General features: G+C 73.4%; 21 protein-coding genes and 1 pseudogene. 10 read left to right on the forward strand and 12 right to left on the reverse strand.

Annotated features, from left to right (window positions below):
* Positions 1-63 precede the first annotated feature (63 nt).
* The 4 genes and pseudogenes from infB to rimP all read right to left on the reverse strand — a co-directional run bounded on the left by infB (position 64) and on the right by rimP (position 5,208).
* Complete coding sequence (gene infB / locus O7604_RS02175) at positions 64-3,072, reverse strand: translation initiation factor IF-2 (RefSeq protein WP_281578722.1); 3,009 nt, start codon at positions 3,070-3,072, stop codon at positions 64-66.
* Positions 3,073-3,165: 93 nt separating this feature from the next.
* Positions 3,166-3,502, reverse strand: a pseudogene (locus O7604_RS02180) (YlxR family protein).
* Positions 3,503-3,517: 15 nt separating this feature from the next.
* Positions 3,518-4,561 carry a transcription termination factor NusA gene (gene nusA / locus O7604_RS02185; RefSeq protein ID WP_269701372.1) on the reverse strand — a complete coding sequence of 348 codons (1,044 nt, stop codon included), beginning with the start codon at positions 4,559-4,561 and terminating at the stop codon, positions 3,518-3,520.
* The gene (gene rimP, locus O7604_RS02190; protein ID WP_269701374.1) at positions 4,558-5,208 is read right to left on the reverse strand and encodes a ribosome maturation factor RimP; all 651 of its coding nucleotides are present in this window, start codon (positions 5,206-5,208) and stop codon (positions 4,558-4,560) included. Before rimP ends, nusA begins: the two co-directional genes overlap by 4 nt.
* A gap of 263 nt (positions 5,209-5,471) precedes the next feature.
* Here rimP and O7604_RS02195 point away from each other — a divergent pair, with 263 nt between their 5' ends.
* From O7604_RS02195 to O7604_RS02220, 6 genes are all read left to right on the forward strand, one after another.
* Entirely contained in the window at positions 5,472-5,921 is a 450-nt protein-coding gene (locus tag O7604_RS02195; protein ID WP_281580026.1) for a hypothetical protein, read from the forward strand.
* A gap of 53 nt (positions 5,922-5,974) precedes the next feature.
* Positions 5,975-6,418 (forward strand): ferritin-like domain-containing protein, encoded by a 444-nt coding sequence (locus tag O7604_RS02200; RefSeq protein ID WP_281580027.1) that lies wholly within the window; start codon positions 5,975-5,977, stop codon positions 6,416-6,418.
* 69 nt (positions 6,419-6,487) lie between these two features.
* Positions 6,488-7,069 (forward strand): PadR family transcriptional regulator, encoded by a 582-nt coding sequence (locus tag O7604_RS02205; RefSeq protein WP_013284661.1) that lies wholly within the window; start codon positions 6,488-6,490, stop codon positions 7,067-7,069.
* A gap of 19 nt (positions 7,070-7,088) precedes the next feature.
* The gene (locus tag O7604_RS02210) at positions 7,089-7,820 is read left to right on the forward strand and encodes an ABC transporter ATP-binding protein (RefSeq protein WP_269701378.1); all 732 of its coding nucleotides are present in this window, start codon (positions 7,089-7,091) and stop codon (positions 7,818-7,820) included.
* A complete protein-coding gene (locus tag O7604_RS02215; protein WP_281578723.1) occupies positions 7,817-10,498 on the forward strand; it encodes an ABC transporter permease in 2,682 nt (893 codons plus the stop codon). Before O7604_RS02210 ends, O7604_RS02215 begins: the two co-directional genes overlap by 4 nt.
* 50 nt (positions 10,499-10,548) lie before the next feature.
* Complete coding sequence (locus tag O7604_RS02220; RefSeq protein ID WP_269701380.1) at positions 10,549-11,016, forward strand: nitroreductase/quinone reductase family protein; 468 nt, start codon at positions 10,549-10,551, stop codon at positions 11,014-11,016.
* Between the two features lie 8 nt (positions 11,017-11,024).
* Here the strand turns inward: O7604_RS02220 and O7604_RS02225 are convergent, their stop codons facing one another.
* Both O7604_RS02225 and O7604_RS02230 read right to left on the reverse strand, forming a co-directional pair.
* Positions 11,025-11,279, reverse strand: a complete 255-nt coding sequence (locus O7604_RS02225) for a hypothetical protein (RefSeq protein ID WP_013284657.1) — start codon at positions 11,277-11,279, stop codon at positions 11,025-11,027.
* On the reverse strand, positions 11,276-11,590 hold the full coding sequence (locus O7604_RS02230) for a DivIVA domain-containing protein (RefSeq protein ID WP_269701381.1): 315 nt from the start codon (positions 11,588-11,590) through the stop codon (positions 11,276-11,278). The genes O7604_RS02225 and O7604_RS02230 overlap by 4 nt, the downstream gene beginning before the upstream one ends.
* 214 nt (positions 11,591-11,804) lie before the next feature.
* Between O7604_RS02230 and O7604_RS02235 the strand changes: the two genes are divergently transcribed.
* The 3 genes from O7604_RS02235 to O7604_RS02245 all read left to right on the forward strand — a co-directional run bounded on the left by O7604_RS02235 (position 11,805) and on the right by O7604_RS02245 (position 14,501).
* On the forward strand, positions 11,805-13,019 hold the full coding sequence (locus tag O7604_RS02235) for a helix-turn-helix transcriptional regulator (protein WP_281578724.1): 1,215 nt from the start codon (positions 11,805-11,807) through the stop codon (positions 13,017-13,019).
* Complete coding sequence (locus O7604_RS02240) at positions 13,016-13,597, forward strand: GNAT family N-acetyltransferase (RefSeq protein WP_281578725.1); 582 nt, start codon at positions 13,016-13,018, stop codon at positions 13,595-13,597. Before O7604_RS02235 ends, O7604_RS02240 begins: the two co-directional genes overlap by 4 nt.
* Positions 13,598-13,772: 175 nt before the next feature.
* A complete protein-coding gene (locus O7604_RS02245; protein ID WP_281580028.1) occupies positions 13,773-14,501 on the forward strand; it encodes a nucleotidyltransferase domain-containing protein in 729 nt (242 codons plus the stop codon).
* 19 nt (positions 14,502-14,520) lie between these two features.
* On the opposite strand, the gene O7604_RS02250 is transcribed toward O7604_RS02245, so the two are convergent.
* Positions 14,521-15,237, reverse strand: a complete 717-nt coding sequence (locus tag O7604_RS02250) for a VIT1/CCC1 transporter family protein (protein WP_194799779.1) — start codon at positions 15,235-15,237, stop codon at positions 14,521-14,523.
* Positions 15,234-16,091, reverse strand: a complete 858-nt coding sequence (gene map, locus O7604_RS02255) for a type I methionyl aminopeptidase (protein ID WP_269701386.1) — start codon at positions 16,089-16,091, stop codon at positions 15,234-15,236. The genes O7604_RS02250 and map overlap by 4 nt, the downstream gene beginning before the upstream one ends.
* 94 nt (positions 16,092-16,185) lie before the next feature.
* Here map and O7604_RS02260 point away from each other — a divergent pair, with 94 nt between their 5' ends.
* Positions 16,186-16,500, forward strand: coding sequence for an STAS domain-containing protein (locus O7604_RS02260; RefSeq protein ID WP_269701387.1), 315 nt, complete (start codon positions 16,186-16,188; stop codon positions 16,498-16,500).
* Between the two features lie 20 nt (positions 16,501-16,520).
* Here the strand turns inward: O7604_RS02260 and O7604_RS02265 are convergent, their stop codons facing one another.
* The 4 genes from O7604_RS02265 to O7604_RS02280 form a co-directional block, all read right to left on the reverse strand.
* Positions 16,521-17,768: an FUSC family protein gene (locus O7604_RS02265; RefSeq protein ID WP_269701388.1), complete on the reverse strand. Its 1,248-nt coding sequence runs from the start codon at positions 17,766-17,768 to the stop codon at positions 16,521-16,523.
* 54 nt (positions 17,769-17,822) lie between these two features.
* Positions 17,823-21,491, reverse strand: a complete 3,669-nt coding sequence (locus tag O7604_RS02270; protein WP_281578726.1) for a SpoIIE family protein phosphatase — start codon at positions 21,489-21,491, stop codon at positions 17,823-17,825.
* Positions 21,492-21,698: 207 nt separating this feature from the next.
* Positions 21,699-22,409, reverse strand: coding sequence for a gamma-glutamyl-gamma-aminobutyrate hydrolase family protein (locus O7604_RS02275; protein ID WP_281578727.1), 711 nt, complete (start codon positions 22,407-22,409; stop codon positions 21,699-21,701).
* Positions 22,410-22,464: 55 nt separating this feature from the next.
* On the reverse strand, positions 22,465-23,232 hold the full coding sequence (locus tag O7604_RS02280; RefSeq protein ID WP_043330553.1) for a 3-oxoacyl-ACP reductase: 768 nt from the start codon (positions 23,230-23,232) through the stop codon (positions 22,465-22,467).
* Positions 23,233-23,237: the final 5 nt, after the last annotated feature.

Raw genomic sequence — 23,237 nt, forward strand, 5'->3', positions numbered from 1 at the left:
TGCGGAAACGGCGACGGCCGGGGCCCGAAGGCCCCGGCCGTCGACCGGTCGTACGCGTGGTTGTCAGGCGCGCGGCTTCTCGCGCATCTCGAACGTCTCGATGACGTCGCCGACCTGGACGTTGTTGTAGCCGCCCAGCGTCAGACCACACTCGAAGCCCTCGCGGACCTCGGTCGCGTCGTCCTTGAACCGCTTCAAGGAGCTGATCGTGAGGTTGTCCGCCACGACCGCCCCGTCCCGCAGCAGCCGCGCCTTGGCGTTGCGGCGGATGAGGCCGGACCGGACGATACAGCCGGAGATGTTGCCGATCTTGGAGGAGCGGAAGACGTCGCGGATCTCCGCGGTGCCCAGCTCGACCTCCTCGTACTCCGGCTTGAGCAGACCCTTGAGCGCGGCGTCGATCTCCTCGATGGCCTGGTAGATGACGGTGTAGTACCGGATCTCCACGCCCTCGCGGTCGGCCATCTCGCGGACCTTGTTCGAGGCCCGCACGTTGAAGCCGATGATCGTGACCGCCTCGGACGAGGCGCTCGCGAGCATGACGTCGCTCTCGGTGATCGCGCCCACGCCCCGGTGGATGATCCGAAGCTGGACCTCCTCCGGGATGTCGAGGTTGAACAGCGCGTCCTCGAGCGCCTCCACGGAACCGGAGACGTCGCCCTTGAGCACCAGGTTGAGCGAGGTCTTCTCGCCCTCCTTGAGCTGCTCCATGAGCGTCTCGAGAGTGGCCCGGCCACGGGAGTTGGCGAACGACGCCGCCCGCCTCCGCGCCTGACGCTGCTCGGCGATCTGCCGCACGGTGCGGTCGTCCTCGGCGGCCAGGAAGGTGTCACCCGCACCCGGCACCGTGGTCAGACCCAGCACCATGACCGGACGCGCCGGACCGGCCGAGTCGACCGGCTTGCCGTTCTCGTCCAGCATGGCCCGCACGCGGCCGTGCGCCCCACCGGCGACGATCGAGTCACCGGCACGCAAGGTGCCCTTCTGCACCAGCACGGTCGCCACCGCGCCACGGCCCTTGTCCAGGTGCGCCTCGATCGCGACACCCTGCGCCGGCCCGTCGATCGGAGCGGTCAGCTCCAGCGACGCGTCGGCGGTCAGCAGCACGGCCTCGAGCAGCTCCTCGATGCCGATGCCGGGCTTGGCCGCCACGTTGACGAACATGGTGTCGCCGCCGTACTCCTCGGCGACCAGGCCGTACTCGGTCAGCTGCTGGCGGACCTTGTCCGGGTTCGCCTCGGGCTTGTCGACCTTGTTGACCGCGACCACGATCGGCACGTCCGCCGCCTTGGCGTGGTTGAGCGCCTCGATGGTCTGCGGCATGACGCCGTCGTCGGCCGCGACCACCAGGATCACGATGTCCGTGACCTGGGCACCACGGGCACGCATGGCGGTGAACGCCTCGTGACCCGGGGTGTCGATGAACGTCACCGCGCGGTCCTCGCCCTCGTGCGGGACGTGGACCTGGTAGGCGCCGATGTGCTGGGTGATGCCACCCGCCTCGCCGGCCACCACGTTCGCCTTACGGATCGCGTCGAGCAGCTTGGTCTTACCGTGGTCGACGTGACCCATGACGGTCACGACCGGCGCACGGCTGACCAGGCGGTCCTCCGCGACCTCGGCGTCGAGGTCGATGTTGAACTGCGCGAGCAGCTCGCGGTCCTCGTCCTCCGGGCTGACGATCTGCACGTCGAAGCCGAGGTGCTCACCCAGCAGCTGCAGGGTCTCGTCGGAGCACGACTGGGTCGCCGTCACCATCTCGCCCAGGTTGAACATCTCCTGGACCAGCGAACCCGGGTTGGCGTTGATCTTGTCGGCGAAGTCCGACAGCGAGGCGCCACGGGACAACCGGACGACCTGACCCTGACCGCGGGGCGCGCCCGAGGACATGGTCGGGGCCGACAGGTTGTCGAACTCCTGTCTGCGCTGCTTCTTGGACTTGCGACCGCGGGTCGGCCGGCCGCCGGGACGCCCGAAGGCACCCGCCGCGCCACCGCCACGGCCACGGCCACCGCCGCCGGGACGGCCACCGCCGCCGACCGGGCCACCCGGACGGAAACCACCGCCGGGAGCACCGCCACCGCCGCCGGGACCGCCGCGGTAGCCACCGCCGCCACCACCGGGACCGCCGCGGTAGCCACCGCCACCGCCGCCACCACCGGGTCCACCGCGGTAGCCACCGCCACCGCCGCCGGGACCGCCCGGACGACCGGCGCCTCCGCCGGGTCCGCCACGACCGCCACCGGGGCCGCCGGGGCGGCCGGTGGTCGGGCGCTGGCTCGGCATCGAGGCCGGGCTCGGCCGCGGCGGCATCGACGCCGGGCTGGGCCGCGGCGGCATGCCGGCCGGGCTGGGACGGGGACCGCCCGCACCGGCGGCCGGGGGCCGCTGCTGCTGGCCGCCCTGGATGCCGAACGGGTTGTTACCGGCGCCGCGCGCCGGCGGACGACCGCCGGGCCGGGCACCGGGGCCCTGACCCTGGCCCGGACCGCCGGGACGACCGGCGGCCGGGGAACCCGGACGCGGCGGCATGGCGTTCGGGCCGGGACGCGGACCCGGGCGAGCGCCGCCCTCGGCCGGGGGCTCCCGGCGTACGGTCTCGCGCTGCTGCTGACGGGCGGCCTGGGCGGCCTTGACCGCGGCCTCCTGCTCAGCCTTGAGCGCGGCGGCACGCGCCTCGGCTGCCGCCACTTCGATGTCGTGCGCGCTCGCCGGCTTGGCGACCGGAGTCGCCGGCTGCGGCGGGCCGGGGACCGGGCCCTTGGGCTTCGGTCCAGGGGTCGGCGCGGCCGGACGCCGGGGCGGCATCGGCTTGGCCGAGACCCGGGGGGCACCCGGGGTCGGGGTGGGCGTCGGGGTCGGCGCCGGGCCACTGGGCGCGGCAGCCGGCGGGCCGGCAGGCGCCGACGAACCGGCTACGAACGCGCTACGCAGCCGCCGGGCGACAGGCGCCTCGACGGTGCTGGACGCGGACTTCACGAACTCGCCCATCTCCTTGAGCTTGGCGAGAACGGTCTTGCTTTCGACCCCGAGCTCCTTGGCAAGCTCGTGTACGCGGGCCTTTCCTGCCACTGCACTCCTCACTCCGAGGTCGTGCGGGCAGCACCCGCAGCGACCTCACTCCTGCACTTGAAGCCTGGTCATTTCAGGGACTTCATCGTGTGCTCATGTCGGTCGTCCTACCTTGCTAGCGACCCTCGACCGGTCGGGCTTGACCGGTCGTCGGGGGTTGCGCGTCGACGTGCTCCGCAAGCGCACCGTGGTCGGGGACCCCGGTGAGGCGCAGTGCCCGCCCGAAGGCGCGGCGACGCACCGCCTGCGCGAAGCAGGCCGGATCAGGGTGCATGTTCGCTCCCCGACCCGGCAGTCTGCGGGCCGGATCGGGCCGGAGACTGGTGTGACCAGCCTCGTCACCGATCGCGACGACCCGCAACAACTCGCTGGCCGGCGCTCGTTTCCGGCAGCCCACACAGGTGCGCTCCGGAATCGCGCGTCGTGCCACTGAGTAAGTCTACCCCTAGCCGCCGGAGATCGCGCCGCCCGGCTCCGGGACGTGATCAGCTCCGCCCCGGCTCTGCGGGGCCGCGGTCTCCGCGTCGGACCGGATGTCGATGCGCCAACCGGTCAGACGGGCCGCGAGGCGGGCGTTCTGCCCTTCCCGGCCGATCGCGAGCGAGAGCTGGAAGTCCGGCACGGTCACCCGGGCGGTACGGGAGGCCAGGTCGACCACCTCGACCCGCAGCGCCTTGGCCGGCGACAACGCGTTGCCGACGAAGGTGGCCGGGTCGTCCGACCAGTCGATGATGTCGATCTTCTCGCCGTGCAACTCGCTCATCACGGCCCGGACCCGCTGGCCCATCGGGCCGATGCAGGCGCCCTTGGCGTTGACGCCGGACGTGGTCGAGCGTACGGCGATCTTCGTACGGTGACCTGCCTCACGCGCGATCGCGCCGATCTCCACGGTGCCGTCGGCGATCTCCGGCACCTCCAGCGCGAACAGCTTCTTCACCAGCGCGGGATGCGAGCGGGACAGCGTGATCTGCGGGCCGCGCATGCCCTTGGCGACGTGCACGACCACGCAGCGGATCCGCTCGCCGTGCTCGTACCGCTCGCCGGGGACCTGCTCGGACTGCGGCAGGACGCCCTCCAGCTTGCCGAGGTCGACGCTGACGATGCCCTTCTCGCGGCGGGTCTCGTGCGCCTGCACCACGCCGGTGACCAGGTCACCGTCGCGGCCGACGTACTCGCCGAAGTGCACCTCGTCGGTGGCCTCCCGCAGCCGCTGGAGGATCACCTGCTTGGCGGTCATGGCGGCGATCCGCCCGAAGTCGTGCGGGGTGTCGTCCCACTCCCGGGTCACCGTGCCGTCGGCGTCCAGTTCCTGCGCGTAGACCGAGGCGGCCCCGCTCTTGCGGTCGATCTCCACCCGGGCGTGCGCCTCGGCGCCGTCGGTGTGCCGGTAGGCGGTCAGCAGCGCGGTCTCGATCGCCGCGAGGATCGTGTCGAACGGGATCTCCCGCTCGCGCTCCAGGGCGCGCAGCGCCGCGAGGTCGATGTTCACCTCTCCTCGTCCTCCAGATCTTCGTCGTCGTCGGTGTCGTCACCGAAGTCCTCGTCGGCCAGGTCGTCCAGGCGGTTGAACTCCACCTGGACCCGGCCGGGACCGAGTTCGGCGTACGGGTGTTCAGCGGGGCCGGCGTCGGTCTCCAGCACCACACGTTCGTCGTCGGCGGCCGTGATCCGGCCGGTGAGCTGGCGGTCCCCCGCGTCGCCGCGGACGGTGACCTTGACCAGCCGCCCGGCGTTGCGCCGCCAGTGCCGGGGCAGGGTGAGCGGGCGGTCCACGCCGGGCGAGCTGACCTCCAGCTGGTACTCGCCGGCCACGATGTCGCCGCCGGCCTCCTCGGCCGCGTCCAGCGCCGCCGAGACCGCGCGGGAGACGTCCGCCACGGCGTCCAGGTTGATCCCGCCGTCGGCGTCCACGATCACCCGGACCACGTGCCGCCGGCCGGCGCGGGAGACGGAGAGGTCCTCCAGGTCGTAACCGGCCGCGGTGACGACCGGTTCGATCACCTCGCGCAGCCGGTTGCGGCGGGCGGCGAGATCGCCGCGAGGTGCGCCGCTCCGGTCCGTGCCGCGGGGCCCGTCGGACCGGCGGGGCCGCCCGGTGGGCCCCGTCGACCGGGTGGCACGGCCACGCTGCGTCATTGCGCGCACCTCTCCTGCTGTTGCCACGACCCGCGGGCCGTGTTGTCCCGGGCCGGTGCGGGCGATCGGCCCGCCATACCGGCGCGCCACCGGGGCGTCCGCGCCCGGTGGTTGCGCAGAGCGTAACGCTTGTGGCCGCCGACGGACCCGGCGGCGCACCGAGACCCTGCCCCACGAGGCGGCGCGGATGGTGTTGACTCTGTCAGGTGGGGATCGGCAGAACACCATCCGACCAGGTCAGAGCGGGGCATTCCCGGCGCTGGCTGCTGCGCGCCGGCGGGCTCGTGGCGCTCGGCGGCGCCACGGCGCCGCTGACCGGTTGTGATCTTTTCGACCGTGACAAGGAGCCACCGGCGCCGGACGCCCTGGAGCCGCTCGCCGCCGAGGCGCTCGCGCTGGAGGCCCGCTACCGGGCCGCCGCCACCGCCGCCCCGGCGCTGGCCGGCCGGCTCACCCCGATCGCCGACGCGCACCGGGCGCACGCCGAGGAGCTACGCCGCGTGATCGGCCGGCCGGCACCCTCCGGCGCACCGGCTGCTGCCGGCTCGGCGAGCGCGCCCGCGCCCGACGCCGTGCTCACCGAGCTGCGCCGGGCCGAGCAGGAGGGCCGGACGAACGCGGCCAAGGCGTGCGCCGCCGCGCCGGCCGAGCGGGCCGCGCTGCTCGGCTCGATCGCCGCCGCGCGGGCCACACACGTGGAGGCCCTCAAGTGAACGAACGCACCGAGCGGAGCGAGGGCCGTGAGTTCATGCCCGGTTGGCGCAGCATGACCAACCCGACGACCGGCCCGGCCGCGGCCCTCGCCGACGCGCTCGCCGCCGAGTACGCGGCGGTCTGGGCGTACGGGGTGATCGGCGTGCACCTGACCGAGGCGGCGCGCACCGCGGCCCGTGCCGCCGAGGCGGCTCACCGGTCCCGCCGCGACGCGCTGCTGCTGCAACTGGCCGAGGGCTCCGGGCAGGTGCCCGCCGACCGGGCCGGATACGCGCTGCCCTACCCGGTGACGGACCGCGCGAGCGCGTTGCGCCTCGCGGTGGAGGTGGAGGAGCGCACGGCCGGGCACTGGCGGGCCGCGCTGCCGCACACCACCGGCGCGGACCGGAACACGGCGCTCGCCGCGCTCACCGACTGCGCGTTGCGCGCCACCCGCTGGCGTCGTACGGCGGGGGTGACGCCGGTCACGGTTCCGTTCCCGGGCCGACCGGCCTGAGCGCGACGCCGGTCACCCGGCGGAACCCTCCGGTTGCGTTGCGCATACCAGGTATGCATACTCGCGGTCATGTCCATCCGTCACGGCCTGCTCGCCCTGCTCGAACGCGGCCAGATGTACGGCTACCAGCTCCGTGCCGCGTTCGAGGAGTCGACCGGGTCGACCTGGCCGCTGAACATCGGACAGGTCTACACGACGCTGGCCCGGCTGGAACGCGACGGACTGGTTCGCCCGCTGCCGGAGAACGAGAGCGGGCAGCGGCCGTACGAGATCACCGACGCCGGACGGGCGGACCTGGCGCTGTGGTTCGCCACGCCGATCAGCCGCGCCGACCGGCCCCGCGACGAGCTGTCGATCAAGCTGGCGCTGGCGCTGACCACCCCGGGCGTCGACGTGCGGTCGGTGGTGCAGACCCAGCGCACCGCCACCATGCGCGCGCTTCAGGAGTTCACCCGGTTGAAGTACACGAGCGACAAGCCGGAGGATCTACCCTGGCGGCTGGTGCTGGACGCGATGATCTTCCAGACCGAGGCCGAGGTGCGGTGGCTCGACCACTGCGAGACGAGCCTGGTCCGGCACCGTCCGGCACCGATCCGGGCGGTCGACCACCCCGAGGCGGTGGACCGGGCCGGCGACGAAGCCCGCCGGTGACCCGGCACGGGAGGCGCTGATGGACCCGATCGACGGGGTGCTGGAACTGCGGGACGTCCGCCGGACCCACGGCGCCGGCGAGGCCGCCGTGCACGCGCTGCGCGGCGTGAGCCTGACCGTGCGGGCCGGTGAGCTGGTGGCCGTGATGGGCCCCTCCGGGTCCGGCAAGTCCACGCTGCTGGCGCTCGCGGGCGGCCTGGACCGGCCCACCGGCGGCGAGGTGGTGGTCGAGGGCGAGGCGCTCGTCGGGCTCTCCGCCCGCGAGCTGGCCCGGCTGCGGCGCCGCCGGATCGGGTACGTCTTCCAGGACCTGAACCTGCTCGGCAGCCTGACCGCCGTGGAGAACGTGGCGCTTCCCCTGGAACTGGACGGCACCGGCGTGCGGGCGGCCCGCCAGTCGGCCCTCGACGCGCTGCGCGAGGTCGACCTGGAGGATCTGGCCGACCGTTTCCCGGACCAGATGTCCGGCGGCCAGCAGCAGCGGGTGGCGATCGCCCGGGCCCTCGTCGGGGAACGCCGCCTGGTCCTCGCCGACGAGCCGACCGGCGCGCTGGACTCGCAGACCGGTGAGGCGGTGCTGCACCTGCTGCGCCGCCGGGTGGACGCCGGGGCGGCCGGGGTGCTGGTCACCCACGAGGCCCGGCACGCCGGCTGGGCGGACCGGGTGGTCTTCCTGCGCGACGGGGTGATGGTCGACTCGACCGCACCGCTGATCGGCGTCGACCACCTGCTCAGCGGCAGCATCCGGTGACCGGCAGCCGCCTCGCCGCCGTACGCGGGTCGTGGCGGACCGCGTTGCGGATCGCCCGCCGGGAGGCCCGGCGGTCCCGGCGGCGCACGCTGCTGGTGCTGGTGATGATCGCGCTGCCGGTGCTCGGCCTCAGCTTCGCCGCGGTCAGCTACGACATGTCGGACCTGACCCGCGCCGAGCGCATCGAGCGCCAGCTCGGCGGTGCCGACGTCGCACTGCGCTGGGACAGCCTGGTGCCGGTGACGCAGGACGCCTGGGGCGAGTCGGCCTGGCCGGTCCAGGGCGAATGGGTCGGCCGGACCCGTCCGGCGACCGCCGAGGAGGTGCGCGCGCTGCTGCCCGAGGGCAGCCGGCTGGCCCGCGCCCGCTGGTGGATGACGTTCTCGACGCGGGTGGGCCGGCACGTCGAATCGATCGAGGCGCGCGCGGTGGATCTGACCGACCCGCTCACCCGGCCACTGGCGCGGGTACGCGACGGCCGTCCGCCGGTGCGCCCCGACGAGATCGCGGTCAGCCCGACGGCGCTGCGCCGGCTGGAGACCCGCATCGGCGACCCGGTACGCACCGTCGACGGCACCACCTACCGGGTGGTCGGGGTGGTGGAGTACCCGGACAACCTCCGGGACGTGATCACGCTGCCCGGGGTGTCCCCGGAGGGCGCGGCCGGCAGCGACACCTGGCTGGTGGACCTGCCCGGCCCGCTGGACCCGGGACTGGTCGACCGGCTGAACGCGCAGGGCGTCCAGGTCGTCGCCCGCGACCGCCTGCCCGGACGGGACGAGTTCTCCCGCGGCATGCGCGTACCGGACGCCGACGAGGCCGGCGTCGTCGGAGTGGTCGGCGGGCTGGGCCTGCTCGAGGTGGTGCTGCTGGTCGGCCCGGCCTTCGCGGTGAGCGTCCGGCGCCGGCGGCGCGACCTCGCGCTCGTCGCGGTGGCCGGTGGCGACGCCTCCCACCTGCGCCGGATCGTGCTCGCCGACGGGGTGGTGCTCGGCGCCGGCGGGGCTGCTCTCGGCCTGCTGCTCGGCATCGGCGCGGCGTTCGCCGGTCGGCCGATCGTCGAGCAGTACGTGCTCGGGGAGCGCCTCGGGGCGTACCGGATCTTCCCGACCGCGCTGCTGGCGATCGCCGCGACGGCGGTGCTGGCCGGCGTGCTGGCGGCGATGGCCCCGGCCTGGACGGCGGCCCGGCAGGACGTGGCGACCGGCCTGGCCGGCCGGCGCGACGCGAGCCGGCCCCGCCGCCGCTGGCTGCTGATCGGGCTGGCGCTCACCGTCGCCGGAACCGCGATCGCCGCGTTCGCCGCCGGCCGGACCTCGCAGACCGGTGTGCTGGCCGGCGTCGCCCTGGGCGAGCTGGGGCTGGTGTTCTGCACGCCGACGCTCGTCGGCGTCCTGGGCCGGGCCGGCCGGCTGCTGCCGCTGACGCCCCGGCTCGCGTTGCGCGACGCCAGCCGCAACCGGTCGTCGGCCGCGCCCGCCATCTCCGCGGTGATGGCGGCGGTCGCCGGAAGCGTGGCGATCGGCGTCTACGTGGCGAGTGACGAGACCCGCTCCCGGGAACTCTGGCAGCCGGGCCTGCCGCCGGGGAACGTGCTGCTCACCCACTCCGGCGACATCCCGGCGGACCCGCCGTCGGCCGACGCCGTCGCCACCCGGGTCCGCACGGTCCTGCCCGACGCCACGGTGACGCCCGTCGCGATCCCCGGCTGCGCCGGCAGCGTCCGGGAGAAGGACGACTGCGCCGTGTACGCGTTCGTTCCGCCGGAGCAGCGCTGCCCGTACACCTCTTCCGAACCGGTCCCCGACTCGGCCCGGCGCGATCCGCGCTGCGTGAGCCCCTTCCAGGAGCCGGTCGACGTCTACCTGCCGGCGCTCGTGGACGACGGCGCCGCGCTGGCCCCGCTCACCGGCGCGCCCGCCGACGAGCTGGCCGCCGCGCGCCGGACGCTCGCCGCCGGCGGCGTCGTGGTCACCGACGCCCGGCGGGTGGTGGACGGGCAGGTCCGGGTGGAGGTCAACTACAACTCCGGCGGCCCGCCCACCGGGCGTCTCCTGCCCGGGTACGCGCTGCGCGGCGGTCTCACCGTCGACCGGCTCGTGCTCTCCCCCGCCGCCGCCGACGCGCTCGGCCTGTCCGCCGTACCGCTGGGCTACCTGCTGGACACCGCCGGCTCGCCCGCCGACGACCGGCAGATGGAGATGCTGACCGACGAGCTGTTCGACATCGGGCCCATGTCGGCGCAGGTGGCGACCGCCGACCCGCCATCGGACCAGCGCCCGATGCTGCTCCTGCTGGCGGTGGCCTCCGGGGTGATCACGCTCGGCGCGGCCGCGGTCGCCACCGGCCTCGCCGCGGCCGAGGGCCGCCGGGACCTGTCCACGCTCGCGGCGGTCGGCGCCGATCCCCGGGTACGCCGCCTGCTGTCGCTCTGCCAGGCCGGGGTCATCGCGGTCCTCGGCTCCGCGCTGGGCATCGTCGCCGGGCTCGGCTCCGCAGTGGTCGTCCTCGCCGCGCTCAACCAGCGGTACGCGGACTCCTGGCCGGTGCAGCCGCCGTACCCGGTGACGGTGCCCGGCGTGACGCTCGCCGCGCTGGTCGTGGTGCCGCTGGTGGCGATGGGCGGCGCCGCGCTGTTCACCCGGTCCCGCCTGCCGATCGAACGCCGGCTCGACTGACTGACCGTCCGAGGGATGACGAGGCCCGGTGCGGGCGGCACACTTGTCGGATGTCCGCCCTGGGAACCCTCACCCGCCGTCTCGGTCACCAGCGTTGGTTCGGCGCCACCATGCGCCTGCTCGTCCCGGCCGACCGGCTGGTTGGCCGGATGACGAAAGGTCGCGTGGTCGCCTTCGGGCTCGTGCCCACCCTGGTGCTCACCTCCACCGGCCGCCGCTCCGGCAAGCCCCGCAGCAACCCCCTGGTGTACGTCCCCGACGGCGACGCCTACGTGGTGATCGGCTCGAACTGGGGGCAACAGCACCAGCCGTCCTGGACGTTCAACCTGATGGCTGATCCGGCCGCCGAGGTGGACGTCAAGGGACGCCGGATCCCCGTCACCGCCGAGCAGGTCACCGGCGAGGAACGGGAACGGCTCTTCCAGCGGCTGGTGCAGGAGTGGCCCGCGTACCGCACGTACGTCGAGCGCGCCGGTAACCGCGAGATCCGCGTGTTCCGCCTGGTCCCGAACGCCTGATCGACGGCTCACCGTGGCCGGAATCGCGGCGAGCAGTCGCCGTCGTGATCGGGCCGGAGCAGGCAGCGCCGTCCCTCGGACAGGTTGCGGTCGCAGAAGACCCAGTGCCGTACGTTCTGGTCGTCCTCGGGCGAGACGCTGGTGCCACCGGGTTCGGTCTGCGGGAGGACGTGGCTCCAATGTGCCACCACCCGGGCAAGGCGCTGCGCCGACACGAGGTCGTTGACGACCATCGGCAGATGGATGACCCACCGTTCGGTCATCGTTCCTGCTCCCGCTCGGCCCGGGCACGCGCCTGCTCCGACTGCCAGCGCCGCAGGGCGTCCTTCACCCGGTCGGTCTCCCGGCGGCTCTCGGCCAACGCGTCATAGACCGTCGCGAGATCGCCCGCCACCAGGTCCAGGAACTCCCGGACCTGTTCGGGATCGAGCCCGCGTCGGCCCAGCGGTGCGGAGCTGAACGTTCGTTCCCGTACCTGCCACGGTCGCAGCGGCCGGTAGACCGCGGAGCGATAGCACGTCGCGCGGCGCTCGGGCCGGCGGTTGTGCAGGCGTCGGAAAGGGATGATCCTCATCGAACCTGTCCTCTGTCGGTGCCATCCGCCCGGTGGGGGCGGGCCGATACGGCCCGCCCCCGGCACCTGCCGTCGCAGCGTGATCGCGGTACGCCGACAGGGCTCACACGGGCCGCGCCGAATTGGTCGGCCTCGGTAGCATCCCGATTACGGAGCGCAGGCGGCAGCGGTGAGCAGTGGGCCCACACGCCGGCCCACGACCTGAGAGGGTGGCATGGACCATTTCGGGGACATACTCAGGCGGCACCGGGTTGCCGCCGGTTGGTCGCTGCGGAAGTTCGCCGAACTCATCAGGTACGACTTCGGCTACCTCGGGCAGATCGAGCGTGGCGCCCGCCCCGTCAACCCCGCCGTCGTGGCCGCCTACGACCGGGCACTGTCGGCCGACGGCTCGATCAAGAAGGCATACGACACCAGGCGCGCCAACGACATCGACATGCCGAGAAGGTCGGTGCTCCACGCCATGACTTCGCTTGCTGCTCTCCCCGCCGTCGACCGCATGGTCGGCTGGGAGGCGCTGCGACACGGCCTCGACGCCGCCGTCGACGTCGAGGCCGACGCGTGGGCAGAGATCGTCTCCTCCTACGGCACGGCCTACTATCGCCAGCCGCACGAACAGCTGATGACACAACTCGGCCGGGATCTGACGGTCCTACAGCATCAACTCGCCGCAAGCGACGATCGGCGTCGCCCGCAGCTGCTACGCGTCGCCGCAGCGCTGTCGGTGATCGTCGCGCTCAGCCTCGTCGCGTCAGGCCACGCTCTGCTGTCGAGGAGATGGTGGGCCAGCGCCCAGAGAGCCGCCGACGAGTCCGGTGACCCCGACACGCGAGTCCTGACCCGCGCCTGGGACGTCGTCAACGGCTGCTACGACGGTCGACGGCCCATGACCGTCGTAGCGATCTCTGACGAGGTGCTTCCGCTCGCCGGTAGGCCGTCGGCTGCCACCTGTGGTCTGCTGGCGGGCCGGGCGCAGGCACTCGCCCTCGCCGGGCGGCACGACGAGGCAGTCGCGACCGTGCGTCATCTGAGCGAGCAGATCGAGAAACTCCCGGCCGCCGTCGTCGGGGACGTCGAATCGCTGTGGGGCTGGCCGGAGCATCGCCTGCGACACACGGAGTCCTGGGTCTACACCCATTCCGGTGACCGGAGGGCGGCTGCGGCAGCGCAGGCCCGGGCCTTGGAGTTGTATCCCGCTTCCCAGATCCGGCTGCGTACGCAGGTACAACTGCATCAGGCAGCGGCCACGGTCCGGGCCGGTGACATCACCGACGGTCTGACGGCGGCGGCCGATCTGTTGGACCGCCTGCCTCGGGAACAACACAACGAACTCGTGCGCGCGGTCACTCTGCAGGTCACGGCGGCGGTACCCGACGGAGAGCGGCACCGGCCGCTCTACACGGAACTGATGGAACGAGTCCAGCGGTGACGCCTCCGCCGTCCGTCACCTTCGACCGGTGCCATCCCGACAAGCTGATGTCTGTCGTCGACGCTCTCGCCGACCTGTATGCGCTGGTCTACGCCGAACCGCCTTACCTCGAAGGTCCGGCACAGGTCGCCCGGTTCCGGGCCGGGCTGCCCGACGAGGCGGCACGGCCCGGATTCCGCCTCGTCCTGGCGAGAGAGGGCGAAGAACTGATCGGAGCGGCGTACGGGTGGACCATGGCCGCCGGCACCTGGTGGTCGCGTGCGGAGGAGGAACCCCCGGCCGAGGTGCGGGATCGCGACAAGTTCGCCGTACTGGAATGGGTCGTCCACCCGCGGCATCGGTCTCACGGCATCGGCGCGGAGTTGATGCGTCGGCTTCTTCAGGGGCGTCCGGAGAGCTGGGCGACGCTCGCCTCCGATCCGCGCAGCCTGGCGAACGGCATCTACCGGCGCAACGGCTGGCGGGTTGCCGGGCACGCCGAGCTGCCGTGGGGTCCTTCGATGGAACTGCTGGTACGCGATCTGCGGACCGCCGAGGAGGCGCGGACTGGAACGCGCCGGTCACCTCAGCAGCAATGAGCGGCTGGCGGCCACCTTCTCAGAGGCCGGCGTAGTGAGCGCGTGAGACGACATCCGCGAGATTCTCGCGAGCATCGGAGATCGGAAGCTCGGCAGCGGGCTCGGTCATACCTGAAGCGTACGGTCGTACAAGTCGCACAAGTCGAACTGACGACGTTGCGGATTGGCGGTGGCCTTGGCCGGCGAACGAGATTCCGAGCGGCGTCTGGACGATCCACGGTGGCAGGTGGCCGAGCGGGTCGGTGACGCCGTCCTGCGGCGGTTCCCGGCCGACGTGCTGGCGGTCGCCGTACACGGTCCGCTCGCGCACGGCGACGACGACGGCGGCGGGGACCGCGAGGTCGGCCTGCTGGTCGTCACCTACCGGCCCGGCGCCGGACCGCCGCCCGCCACCCGGCGGGTGGACGGCGTACTCGTCGACCTCACGGTGGCCGGGGCGGGCGACTACCTGCGCCGGGCGACGACGATCACGTCCCGCTGGCCGCTGGCCGCGGACCGGTACGTGACGACCCGCGCCCTGCACGATCCGACCGGCTGGCTGCGAAAGCTGCGCGACGAGCACCTGGCGCGGCTGGCACGCGCCCGGCCGGCGGAGTTCACGAGCGCGGCGCGGCAGGCGTGGTACCGGGGCAGCGCGGCGCACGCCCGCGCGTTGCGGCTGGCCGAATGGTACGAGACGGACCAGGCGCTGCTCATGCTCGGCGAGGCGCGGCTGGCCGCCGCCACCGTGCAGGGACTGTTCAGCCGCACCTACTTCCGCGATCCCGGGGACGCGGTGCGGCGTACCGGGCTGGCCGGGGCGGACATGACCGAGGTGGGCGCGGCGCTGACCCGCCAGGCCGAGGAACTGGCCGCCCGGGGGCGGCCGGTCGACGGCACGATCGACGACCTGCTGTCCGGTTGACGGCCGGGGTGGCTCAGCCTCAGCCGATACCGCCGCTGACGCCGATCAGCGCGCCGATCAGGTAGGTCGCGCCGGCCGCCAGCCCGCCGAGCAGCAACTGCCGCAGACCGGCACGCCACCATGCGCGGTTGGTGAACCGGGCCACGATCGCACCGGCGACGAAGAGGCCGACGCCGCCGACGCCGAGCGCCAGCCAGAGGCTGGTGAAGCCGAGCAGGTACGGCAACAGCGGCACCAGCGCGCCGATCGAGAAGCAGACGAACGACGAGATCGCCGCGGCCCACGGGCTGGGCTGGTCGTCGGGGTCGACGCCCAGTTCCTCCCGTACGTGCACCCGCAGCGCCTCCTCCGGGTTGGCGCGTACCGCCTCGGCGACCTGCGTCGCCAGCTCGCGGGACAGTCCACGGGCGACCCAGGCGTCTGCGAGTTCCCGGGCCTCGGCCTCCGGGTGGCGTTCCAGCTCGCGCCGCTCCTTGGCCACCTCGGCGGCGACCTGCTCGTTCGCGGACCGGACGCTCGTGTACTCGCCGAGGCCCATCGAGATGGCACCGGCCACCAGGCCGGCCGTGCCGGTGAGCACCACGCTGCGCGGCGACACCCCGCCTCCGCCCACACCGGCGATCAGCGCGATGTTGGTGACCAGCCCGTCCATCGCGCCGAAGACGGCCGGACGCAGCCAGCCGCCGGACACGTCCGCGTGGTGCGCCTCGCGCAGTGCCGCAGGGGTGTCGGTCACGGCAGCGTCAGGATCTCGTAGCCGTCGTCGGTCACGACGATCGTGTGCTCGAACTGGGCCGTCCACCGGCGGTCCTTGGTGACCACGGTCCAGCCGTCGTCCCACATGTCGTACTGGTAGGTGCCGAGCGTGATCATCGGCTCGACGGTGAACGTCATGCCGGGCTCCATCACGTCGGTGGGGCGCGGGCTGTCGTAGTGCGGCACGTAGAGGCCACTGTGGAACGCCTCGCCGATGCCGTGCCCGGTGAAGTCGCGGACCACGCCGTAGCCGAAGCGCTTCGCGTACGACTCGATGACCCGGCCGATGACGTTGATCTGCCGCCCCGGCGCGATGGCCTTGATGCCGCGCATCATCGCCGTGTGGGTCCGCTCGACCAGCAGGCGGGCCTCCTCGCTCACCTCACCCACGCAGAACGTGGCGTCGGTGTCGCCGTGCACGCCGTTCAGGTACGCGGTGACGTCGACGTTGATGATGTCGCCGTCCTCGAGCACGGTGGTGTCCGGGATGCCGTGGCAGATCACCTCGTTGAGGCTGGTGCAGCACGACTTGGGAAAGCCCCGGTAGCCGAGCGTCGACGGGTAGGCGCCGTGGTCGCAGAGGAACTCGTGCACCACCCTGTCGATCTCGTCGGTGGTCACGCCGGGCTTGCAGTGCTCACCGGCGAGCTGGGTGGCCTGGGCGGCGAGACGCCCCGCCACGCGCATCTTCTCGATGGTCTCCGGCGTCTGCACGTGCGAGCCGCGCCACTCCTGGGGGCGCTTCTTACCCACGTACTCCGGGCGCGGGATGTGGGCGGGGACCGCTCGCCACGGGGAGAGCGTGCCGGGGGTCAGCGGCGCACGGACGGTCATGGCCCAAGCCTATCGCCGGGGGTGGTGTGCCCCCCGCCACAGGCCCGCCGGGCAGGTTGTTGCCGTGCCGCAAACGCTGTGCCATTGTTGCTCCGTGGATCAAGGGGGCGCGGCGCCCGTCTTCTCCGTGACGGCGCAGGTCGACGGCGACCAACTGCGCGTCCAGGTGACCGGCGAGGTCGACATGGCGACCGCCGACACCATGTTCCAGACCGCGCTCCGCGAGCCCGCCAAGCAGCTCACGCTCGACCTGCGGGCGGTCACCTTCTTCGACTCGGCCGCCATCCACGCGGTGGTCCGGCTCGCGCAGCGGTTCCCGGCCGCGCTCACCGTGCTGCCGTCCCCGCAGGTCCGGCGCGTGCTGGACATCTCCGGCCTGGGCGACCAGGACTGGCTCGCCCGCACCTGACCGACTCGGGCGCCCTCCGGCTAGGAGGCCTCTCCCATCCCGGGCGACAGGCCCGGCCCCGGTTCCGGCCGCCCCGGACCCGACGCGGGGTGCCGCTCTCCCGTCTCCCCCGCGGTGTCCGGGGCGAGATCACGACGCAGCGACTCGGCGTCGCGCTTGCGCACCCCGCTCGCCCGGATCGTGTTCACCGCGATGATGGTGAGTTCGTTCGCCACGTTGATGCCGCTGACGCGCAGGCCGCTGCGCAACGCCTCCTGAGCGAGGCGGAGGGCCGACATCGCGGCCCGCTGGGATCGGGAGGGCCGGTCGGTGGACGGGGACCAGCCCGCAGCGACGGTGCGCGCGGCCTCGGCCAGGCACCGCACGGCCTCGGCGAGCGACGGCGGAACGGGCTCGTCGTCACGGATCGCGCGTTCGAGGTTGAGCGCGACGTCGCGGCTGTGCAGCAGGGACCGGATCATGAGGATGGCGCCGTGCCGCCACCCCTGCAGCGCGCTCTGGTTGTGCCACCGTAGCGGCGAGAGGCGGACGACCTCGTCGGCGCCTGACATCGCGGTCTCCACGTCCGAGGTGTCGAGCCGGCGCAGCGTGTCGAGGACCTGACGGGCCAGCTCGGCGTCCCGGGCCAGGGCCGCGTCGGCCAGGCGGTCCAGCCCGGCGGCCATCTGGTTGAGCAGGGGCCGGCCGGCCCGCCGGATCCGGTAGATCGGGTTCAGGGGCAGCACCACGACCGCGACCAGGATGCCGACCGCCCCACCGACGACGCCGTCGAGGAAGCGGGGCAGCGCGATGTCGGTCCGGGCCGGGAACAGCACGGCGATCACCATCGCGCTGCCGCCGACCTGGGTGACGAACGCGCCCTCGTCGCTGAGCAGGACGGCGACGAGGATCGCGGCGGCGACGATGACGCCGATCTGGACGTATCCCTGCCCGACCCAGGAGACCAGCAGGTCGCCCAGCATGATGCCCACCGCCACGCCGGCGACCAGCAGCAGCGTACGGCGGAAGCGCTGGCTCACCGAACTGGCGATGGTGCCGACCGCGACGGCGGGCGCGAACAGCGGTTGCGGGTTGTGGATCAGGTCCTTCGCGACCCACCACGCGACTGCGGCGGCCACCCCGCACTGCACCGCCACGAGCAGGCTCAACCGCACCCGCCGCAGCCGATCCCGCACAGTGTCCCGGCCGGTACGGCGAATCGCCGTCCACGCCGCACCTACCGGGTCGTTCCCGCTGCCGTGGGAAGGACGGAACGGCTCACGCCCCATGAGGCGATCCTAGGGACTTCGCCGCATTTGATCCGCTTTACGCGGCAAACAGGCTCAGTCCCGGTCGGTCAGCCGGCGGCGCAGCGTCAACTCGGTGCCCGCCTCGGTACGCGTCACGTCCATCTCCCCCAGCGCCTGGATCAGCGCCAGCCCGCGTCCCCGGAAACTCGACCCGCTCGACTCCCGCCAGCGTCCGCTGTCCCGGACGGTCGCGATGACCGTCCGGTCGGCGATCGTCACCTCGACCTCGATCGTCGGATCCACCGGGTCGACCGGGTGCTCGATCGCGTTCGCCGCCGCCTCGGAGACCGCCACGGTCAGGTCGAACAGGTCGGTCTCGCCGACCTGGTGGGCGACGAGGAAGTCCTCCAGCCGCTTGCGCAGCACGCTGAGCCGGGTCGGGTCGGCGGGCAGGCGCAACGCGAAGCGGTTCAACTCGGCCGCTTCCAGCGCGAGCACCGCCACGTCGTCGTGCCGGGACCGCTCGGCCACCCGCGCCATGACCGCGTCGACCAGGTCCGCAACGTGCGCGGCGCGCGCCGTCGCGTCCGCCCGCAACTGGCCCAGCCCGGCGTCGATGCCCGCGGACCGGTCCTCGATCAGGCCGTCGGTGTAGAGCAGGAGCCGGTTGCCCGGGGCGAGCTCGCCTTCGGCGGCCGGGTAGACGGCGCCGGGAATCGCCCCGATCGGCGGTCCGAGGGCCCGATCGTGCAGGAACGCCACGTCGTCTCCTCGGATCAGCAGGGGTGAGGGATGACCCGCGCTGGCGTACCGGATGCGGCCGGTGCGCGGGGAGAAGCCGAGGCAGACCACTGTGGCGAAGGAGCCGCTGCCGGCGGAGTGGACCAGCCGGTTGAGCCGGGTCAGCGCCTCGCCCGGGTCGTAGCCCTCCATGACGTACGCCCGCAGCGCGTTGCGGAGCTGGCCCATCGCCGCGGCGGCCCGCACGCCCTTGCCCACCACGTCGCCGATGACCAGCACCAGGTCGTCGTCGGCGGTGGCCATCACGTCGTACCAGTCGCCGCCGACCTCCACGTCGGCGCTGCCGGGCAGGTAGCGGCTGGCCACCACCGCGCCGGGCAACTGCGGCAGCGTACGCGGCAGCAGGCTGTGCTGAAGCGTGGTCGCGATGTGGTGTTCGGCCTCGTAGAGCTGGGCGTTCTCCAGCCGTACGCCGATCAGCCGGGCCAGTTGGGCCAGCGCCGCCTCCTCGGTGCCGCCACCCTCGCGGCGCCACACCCGCAGCTCGCCGAGCTGCTCGCCGGACGTGCCGGTGAGCGGCAGCACCACTGTCGGCTCGGCGGGCAGGTCACCACCGGCGTCCTCCTCGTGGCGGGCCCCGGTGGCGGAGACCCGGACCCGTCCGGCCTCGGCCAGGCGCAGCGCGTGCCGGGCCGCCACCCGCACCACCTCGGCGGTGGACCGGGCGGTGTTGATCTCCACGGCCGCGTCGGCGAGCGCCCGCAGCCGGCGGATGATCTGCCCGCGCAACTGGCCCAGTTCGACGTTGGCCCGCACCCGCGCCACCAGCTCCTGGCTGGAGAAGGGCTTGGTCAGGTAGTCGTCCGCGCCGGTGGACAGGCCGGCGACCTCCTCGGCGGCACCGGCCCGCGCCGAGAGCAGCACGATCGGCACGTGCCGGGTGGCCGGTTCGGCACGCAGCGCGGCGACCAGCCCGAAGCCGTCCAGCCGGGGCATCATCACGTCGGTCAGCACCAGGTCGAACGGGGTCTCGACGGCCAGCCGCAGCGCCTCCACGCCGTCCGGCACGGCCACCACCTCGTACGCCGGGGAGAGCAGCCGGACGACGTGCTCGCGCAGGTCGGGGTTGTCGTCGGCGAACAGGATGCGGCCGGAACCGCCGGGCGAGCCGGACGGCTCCGGCAGCCCGGTCGGACGGGCCACCTCGTCGGTCCAGAGCGCCGTCTCGGCGACGTAGAGGCGGGCCTGCTCCGATTCGCTCAGCGGCACCGGGGACAGGGCGGCCACCCGGTCGGCGGGCAGGTGCGCGTACCCGAAGGGCATGGTCACGGTGAACGTGGTGCCCCGGTCGACGACGCTGTGCGCGGTCACCGTGCCGCCGTGCATCTCGACCAGCTCGCGGACCAGGGCGAGCCCGATCCCGGTGCCCTCGTGGGTCCGCGAGCGGGCACCGGCGACCCGGTGGAACCGCTCGAAGACCTGCGGCAGCTCCTCCGGCGCGATGCCGACGCCGGTGTCCGTCACCTCCAGGACGGCGGCGCCGTCGGCCGCGCGGACCCGGACCCGGATCTCGCCGTCGAAGGTGAACTTGACCGCGTTGGACACCAGGTTGAGGACGATCTTCTCCCACATGTCCCGGTCGACGTAGACCGGCGCGGGCAGCGGCGGGCAGTCCACCACCAGGCGCAGCCCGGCCCGCTCGGTGGCCGAGCGGAACGTGCTGGCCAGCCGGGAGGTGTAGTCGGACAGGTCGGTGGGCTGGTAGCGGGCGGCCAGCCGGCCGGACTCCAGCCGGGAGAAGTCGAGCACCGTGTTGACCAGCTTGAGCAGGCGCAGCCCGTTGCGGTGCATGACGGTGAGCCGGTCGAGGTACCGCTCGGGCAGTTCCCGGTCGGCGAGCATCTCCTCCAGCGGCCCGAGGACCAGCGTGAGCGGGGTACGGAACTCGTGGCTGACGTTGGCGAAGAAGCTGGTCTTGGCGCGGTCCAGCGCGGCCAGCTCGGCGGCGCGGGCGCGTTCCTGCTCGTACGCCCGCTGCTTGCCCACCGCCCGGGACACCTGCGCGGCGACCAGGTCGACGAAGTCGCGGTAGTCGGCGGCGAACGGCAGCCGCCGGGACACTCCGAGCAGCAGCACGCCGGCCGGCTCGTTCGTGGCGGTCAGCGGCAGCAGGAGCGCCTGGTCGGCGGCGTCCGGCGGCACCGCGCCGGGCAGGTCGGCGGTGGCGATCCAGCGCGGCGCGGTCAGCGGCTCGTCGTCGGGCAGCCCGGGCGGCGGGCCAGCGACGGTGTCCGGCTCCACGCCCGAACAGCCGGCCGGCACCAGCGACCCGGTCTCGTCGGAGAACCAGACCGCGCTGAACGGCACGTCGGCGCGGTGGGCGTCGAGCACCCGGGTGACGGCCCGGCCCAGTTCGAGCATGCCGGGTACGTCGCCCAGCTCGTTGCCCAGCTCGGCGAGGACACGCAGCCGGCGTTCGCCGAGCACCCGGCCGGTGGTCTCGTTGACGAAGCAGAAGATCCCGCTGACGGTGCCGTCGGCGTCGCGGATCGGGTCGTACGAGACGTCGAAGTAGACGTCCTCCAGGAACCCGTGCCGGTTGATCACGAAGGGGTGGTTCTCACCCCGGTACGGCACGCCGGTGCGGCGCACGGCGTCGAGCAGCGGGCCGAGCACGTCCCAGGTCTCGGCCCAGTGCCGGCGTGCGGCCTGGCCGATCACGGCGGGGTGCTTGTCGCCGATGGTCGGCCGGTAGGCGTCGTTGTAGAAGGCCAGATGGTCTTCGCCCCAGAACACCACCATCTGGGCGCGGGACGACAGCATGGTGCTCACCGCGTGGCAGAGCGCCGCGGGCCAGCGGTCCGGGCTGCCGAGGGCGGTGGTGGACCAGTCGAAGGCGCGCAGCCGCTCGCCCATCTCGCCGCCGGCTGCGAACGCCGCGGCGAGCAGCGGCGACAGTGACGCCTCGCCGGCCGCCGGGGACGAACGACTGTCGCCCCCGCCCCCCTGGGCCGAGCCCATGCAGCCTCCCGCTCCGGCCATGATCACGACGGTCGGCGCTGTCACGCCGACCGTCCCCGCCTACTACCCCGACGGACGAGCAACGTAACGCACCCGCACCGTTCGACGCTGCTTACCTGCGTCTCATCCTGGCGTAACCGACGGTCCGGGGCGACTCGGGCGGTCCTCGCCTGGTCGGCGGGACCACCGATTCGGCTGTCCGCGCACCTACGAAACGCGGGTGTGTGATCTAGCCGACATCGCGGCCCGGACCAGCGCGGCCACCGGCCGCGGGTCGGTCTCGTTCTCCGGATGCCACTGCACGCCGAGCACGAAGCGCCGGGCCGGATCCTCCACCGCCTCGATCACCCCGTCGTCGGCCCAGCCGGTGACCGCGAGGCCGCCGGGGTCGGCCACCGCCTGATGGTGGTACGAGTTGACCCGGTCCACCCCGGCCATCACCTCGGCGGCCCGGCTGCCGGCGGCGAAGCGCACCGGATGCGCGCCGTACACGCCCGGCGCGGGACGGTGCCCTTCGTGCCCGACCACGTCCGGCAGGTGCTGGTGCAGCAGCCCGCCGTACGCCACGGCGAGCAGTTGCATCCCCCGGCACACGCCCAGCACCGGCAGGTCGGCGGCGAGCGCGGCGGTCAGCAGCGTCGCCTCCCCGGCGTCGCGCTCCGGCCGGCTCTCGGTACGCGGGTCCGGCGGCTCGCCGTACCGCTCCGGGCCGACGTCCGCGCCGCCGGCCAGCAGCAGCCCGTCCAGCAGCCCCAGCACGTCCGCGTCGGCGTCGTCCGGGGGCAGCACCACGGCCCGGCCGCCCGCCTCGGTGACCGACCGGACGTACGCGTGCGGCACGAGCGTCGCCGGCACGTCCCGCCACACCGCCCAGCCGGCCGGCTCGACGTACGCGGTGATGCCGATGACCGGCCTCACTGTGCCGGCCCGGTTCGCGACTGCGGGGCTCGCAAGATCGGCTCACTCCTCGCGCTCACAGGGGTGTCACGTAGGCACCGGTGATGCCGCCGTCGACGACGAACTGCGCGGCGGTCATGAACGACGCGTCGTCGCTGGCGAGGAACGCCACCGCGGCGGCGATCTCGGTGGGATCGCCGAACCGGCCCATCGGCACATGCACCAGCCGCCGGGCCGCCCGCTCCGGGTCCTTGGCGAACAACTCCAGCAGCAGCGGCGTCGCCACCGGCCCGGGGCACAGCGCGTTCACCCGGATGCCCTCGCGGGCGAACTGCACGCCCAGCTCCCGGGTCATCGCCAGCACCCCGCCCTTGCTCGCCGTGTACGCGATCTGCGACGTCGCCGCGCCCATCAGCGCCACGAACGAGGCGGTGTTGATGATCGAGCCCTTGCCCTGCCGGCGCATGTGCGGGATGACGTACTTGCAGCACAGGTAGACGCTCGTGGTGTTCACCCGCAGCACCCGTTCCCAGGCGTCCAGGCCGGTCTCCAGGATGGAGTCGTCGTCCGGCGGCGAGATGCCGGCGTTGTGGAACGACACGTCCACCCGGCCGTGCCGCTGCACCACCCCGTCGAACAGGTCGCGCACCGCCGTCTCGTCGGCTACGTCGGCGGCCACGAACTCGCCGTCCACCTCCTGCGCGGCCCGGGTGCCGGCGTCGGCGTCGATGTCCACGCACACCACCCGCGCGCCCTCGGCGGCGAAACGCCGTACGGTGGCCAGCCCGATGCCGCTGCCGGCGCCGGTCACGACCGCCACCCGGTCGGAAAGCCGTCCCTGCACTGTGA

Source organism: Micromonospora sp. WMMA1947 (assembly GCF_027497355.1).
In the GTDB taxonomy this organism is placed as follows: Bacteria; Actinomycetota; Actinomycetes; order Mycobacteriales; family Micromonosporaceae; genus Micromonospora.

Bases quoted from the DNA above. Each gene is read 5' to 3' on its own strand.
- rimP (WP_269701374.1), bottom strand. From the start codon at position 5,208: ATGACGCAGCGTGGCCGTGCCACCCGGTCGACGGGGCCCACCGGGCGG.
- O7604_RS02220 (WP_269701380.1), top strand. From the start codon at position 10,549: ATGTCCGCCCTGGGAACCCTCACCCGCCGTCTCGGTCACCAGCGTTGG.
- O7604_RS02210 (WP_269701378.1), top strand. From the start codon at position 7,089: ATGGACCCGATCGACGGGGTGCTGGAACTGCGGGACGTCCGCCGGACC.
- O7604_RS02225 (WP_013284657.1), bottom strand. From the start codon at position 11,279: ATGACCGAACGGTGGGTCATCCATCTGCCGATGGTCGTCAACGACCTC.
- O7604_RS02205 (WP_013284661.1), top strand. From the start codon at position 6,488: ATGTCCATCCGTCACGGCCTGCTCGCCCTGCTCGAACGCGGCCAGATG.
- O7604_RS02200 (WP_281580027.1), top strand. From the start codon at position 5,975: ATGACCAACCCGACGACCGGCCCGGCCGCGGCCCTCGCCGACGCGCTC.
- O7604_RS02265 (WP_269701388.1), bottom strand. From the start codon at position 17,768: ATGGGGCGTGAGCCGTTCCGTCCTTCCCACGGCAGCGGGAACGACCCG.
- O7604_RS02235 (WP_281578724.1), top strand. From the start codon at position 11,805: ATGGACCATTTCGGGGACATACTCAGGCGGCACCGGGTTGCCGCCGGT.
- O7604_RS02230 (WP_269701381.1), bottom strand. From the start codon at position 11,590: ATGAGGATCATCCCTTTCCGACGCCTGCACAACCGCCGGCCCGAGCGC.
- map (WP_269701386.1), bottom strand. From the start codon at position 16,091: ATGACCGTCCGTGCGCCGCTGACCCCCGGCACGCTCTCCCCGTGGCGA.
- O7604_RS02270 (WP_281578726.1), bottom strand. From the start codon at position 21,491: ATGGGCTCGGCCCAGGGGGGCGGGGGCGACAGTCGTTCGTCCCCGGCG.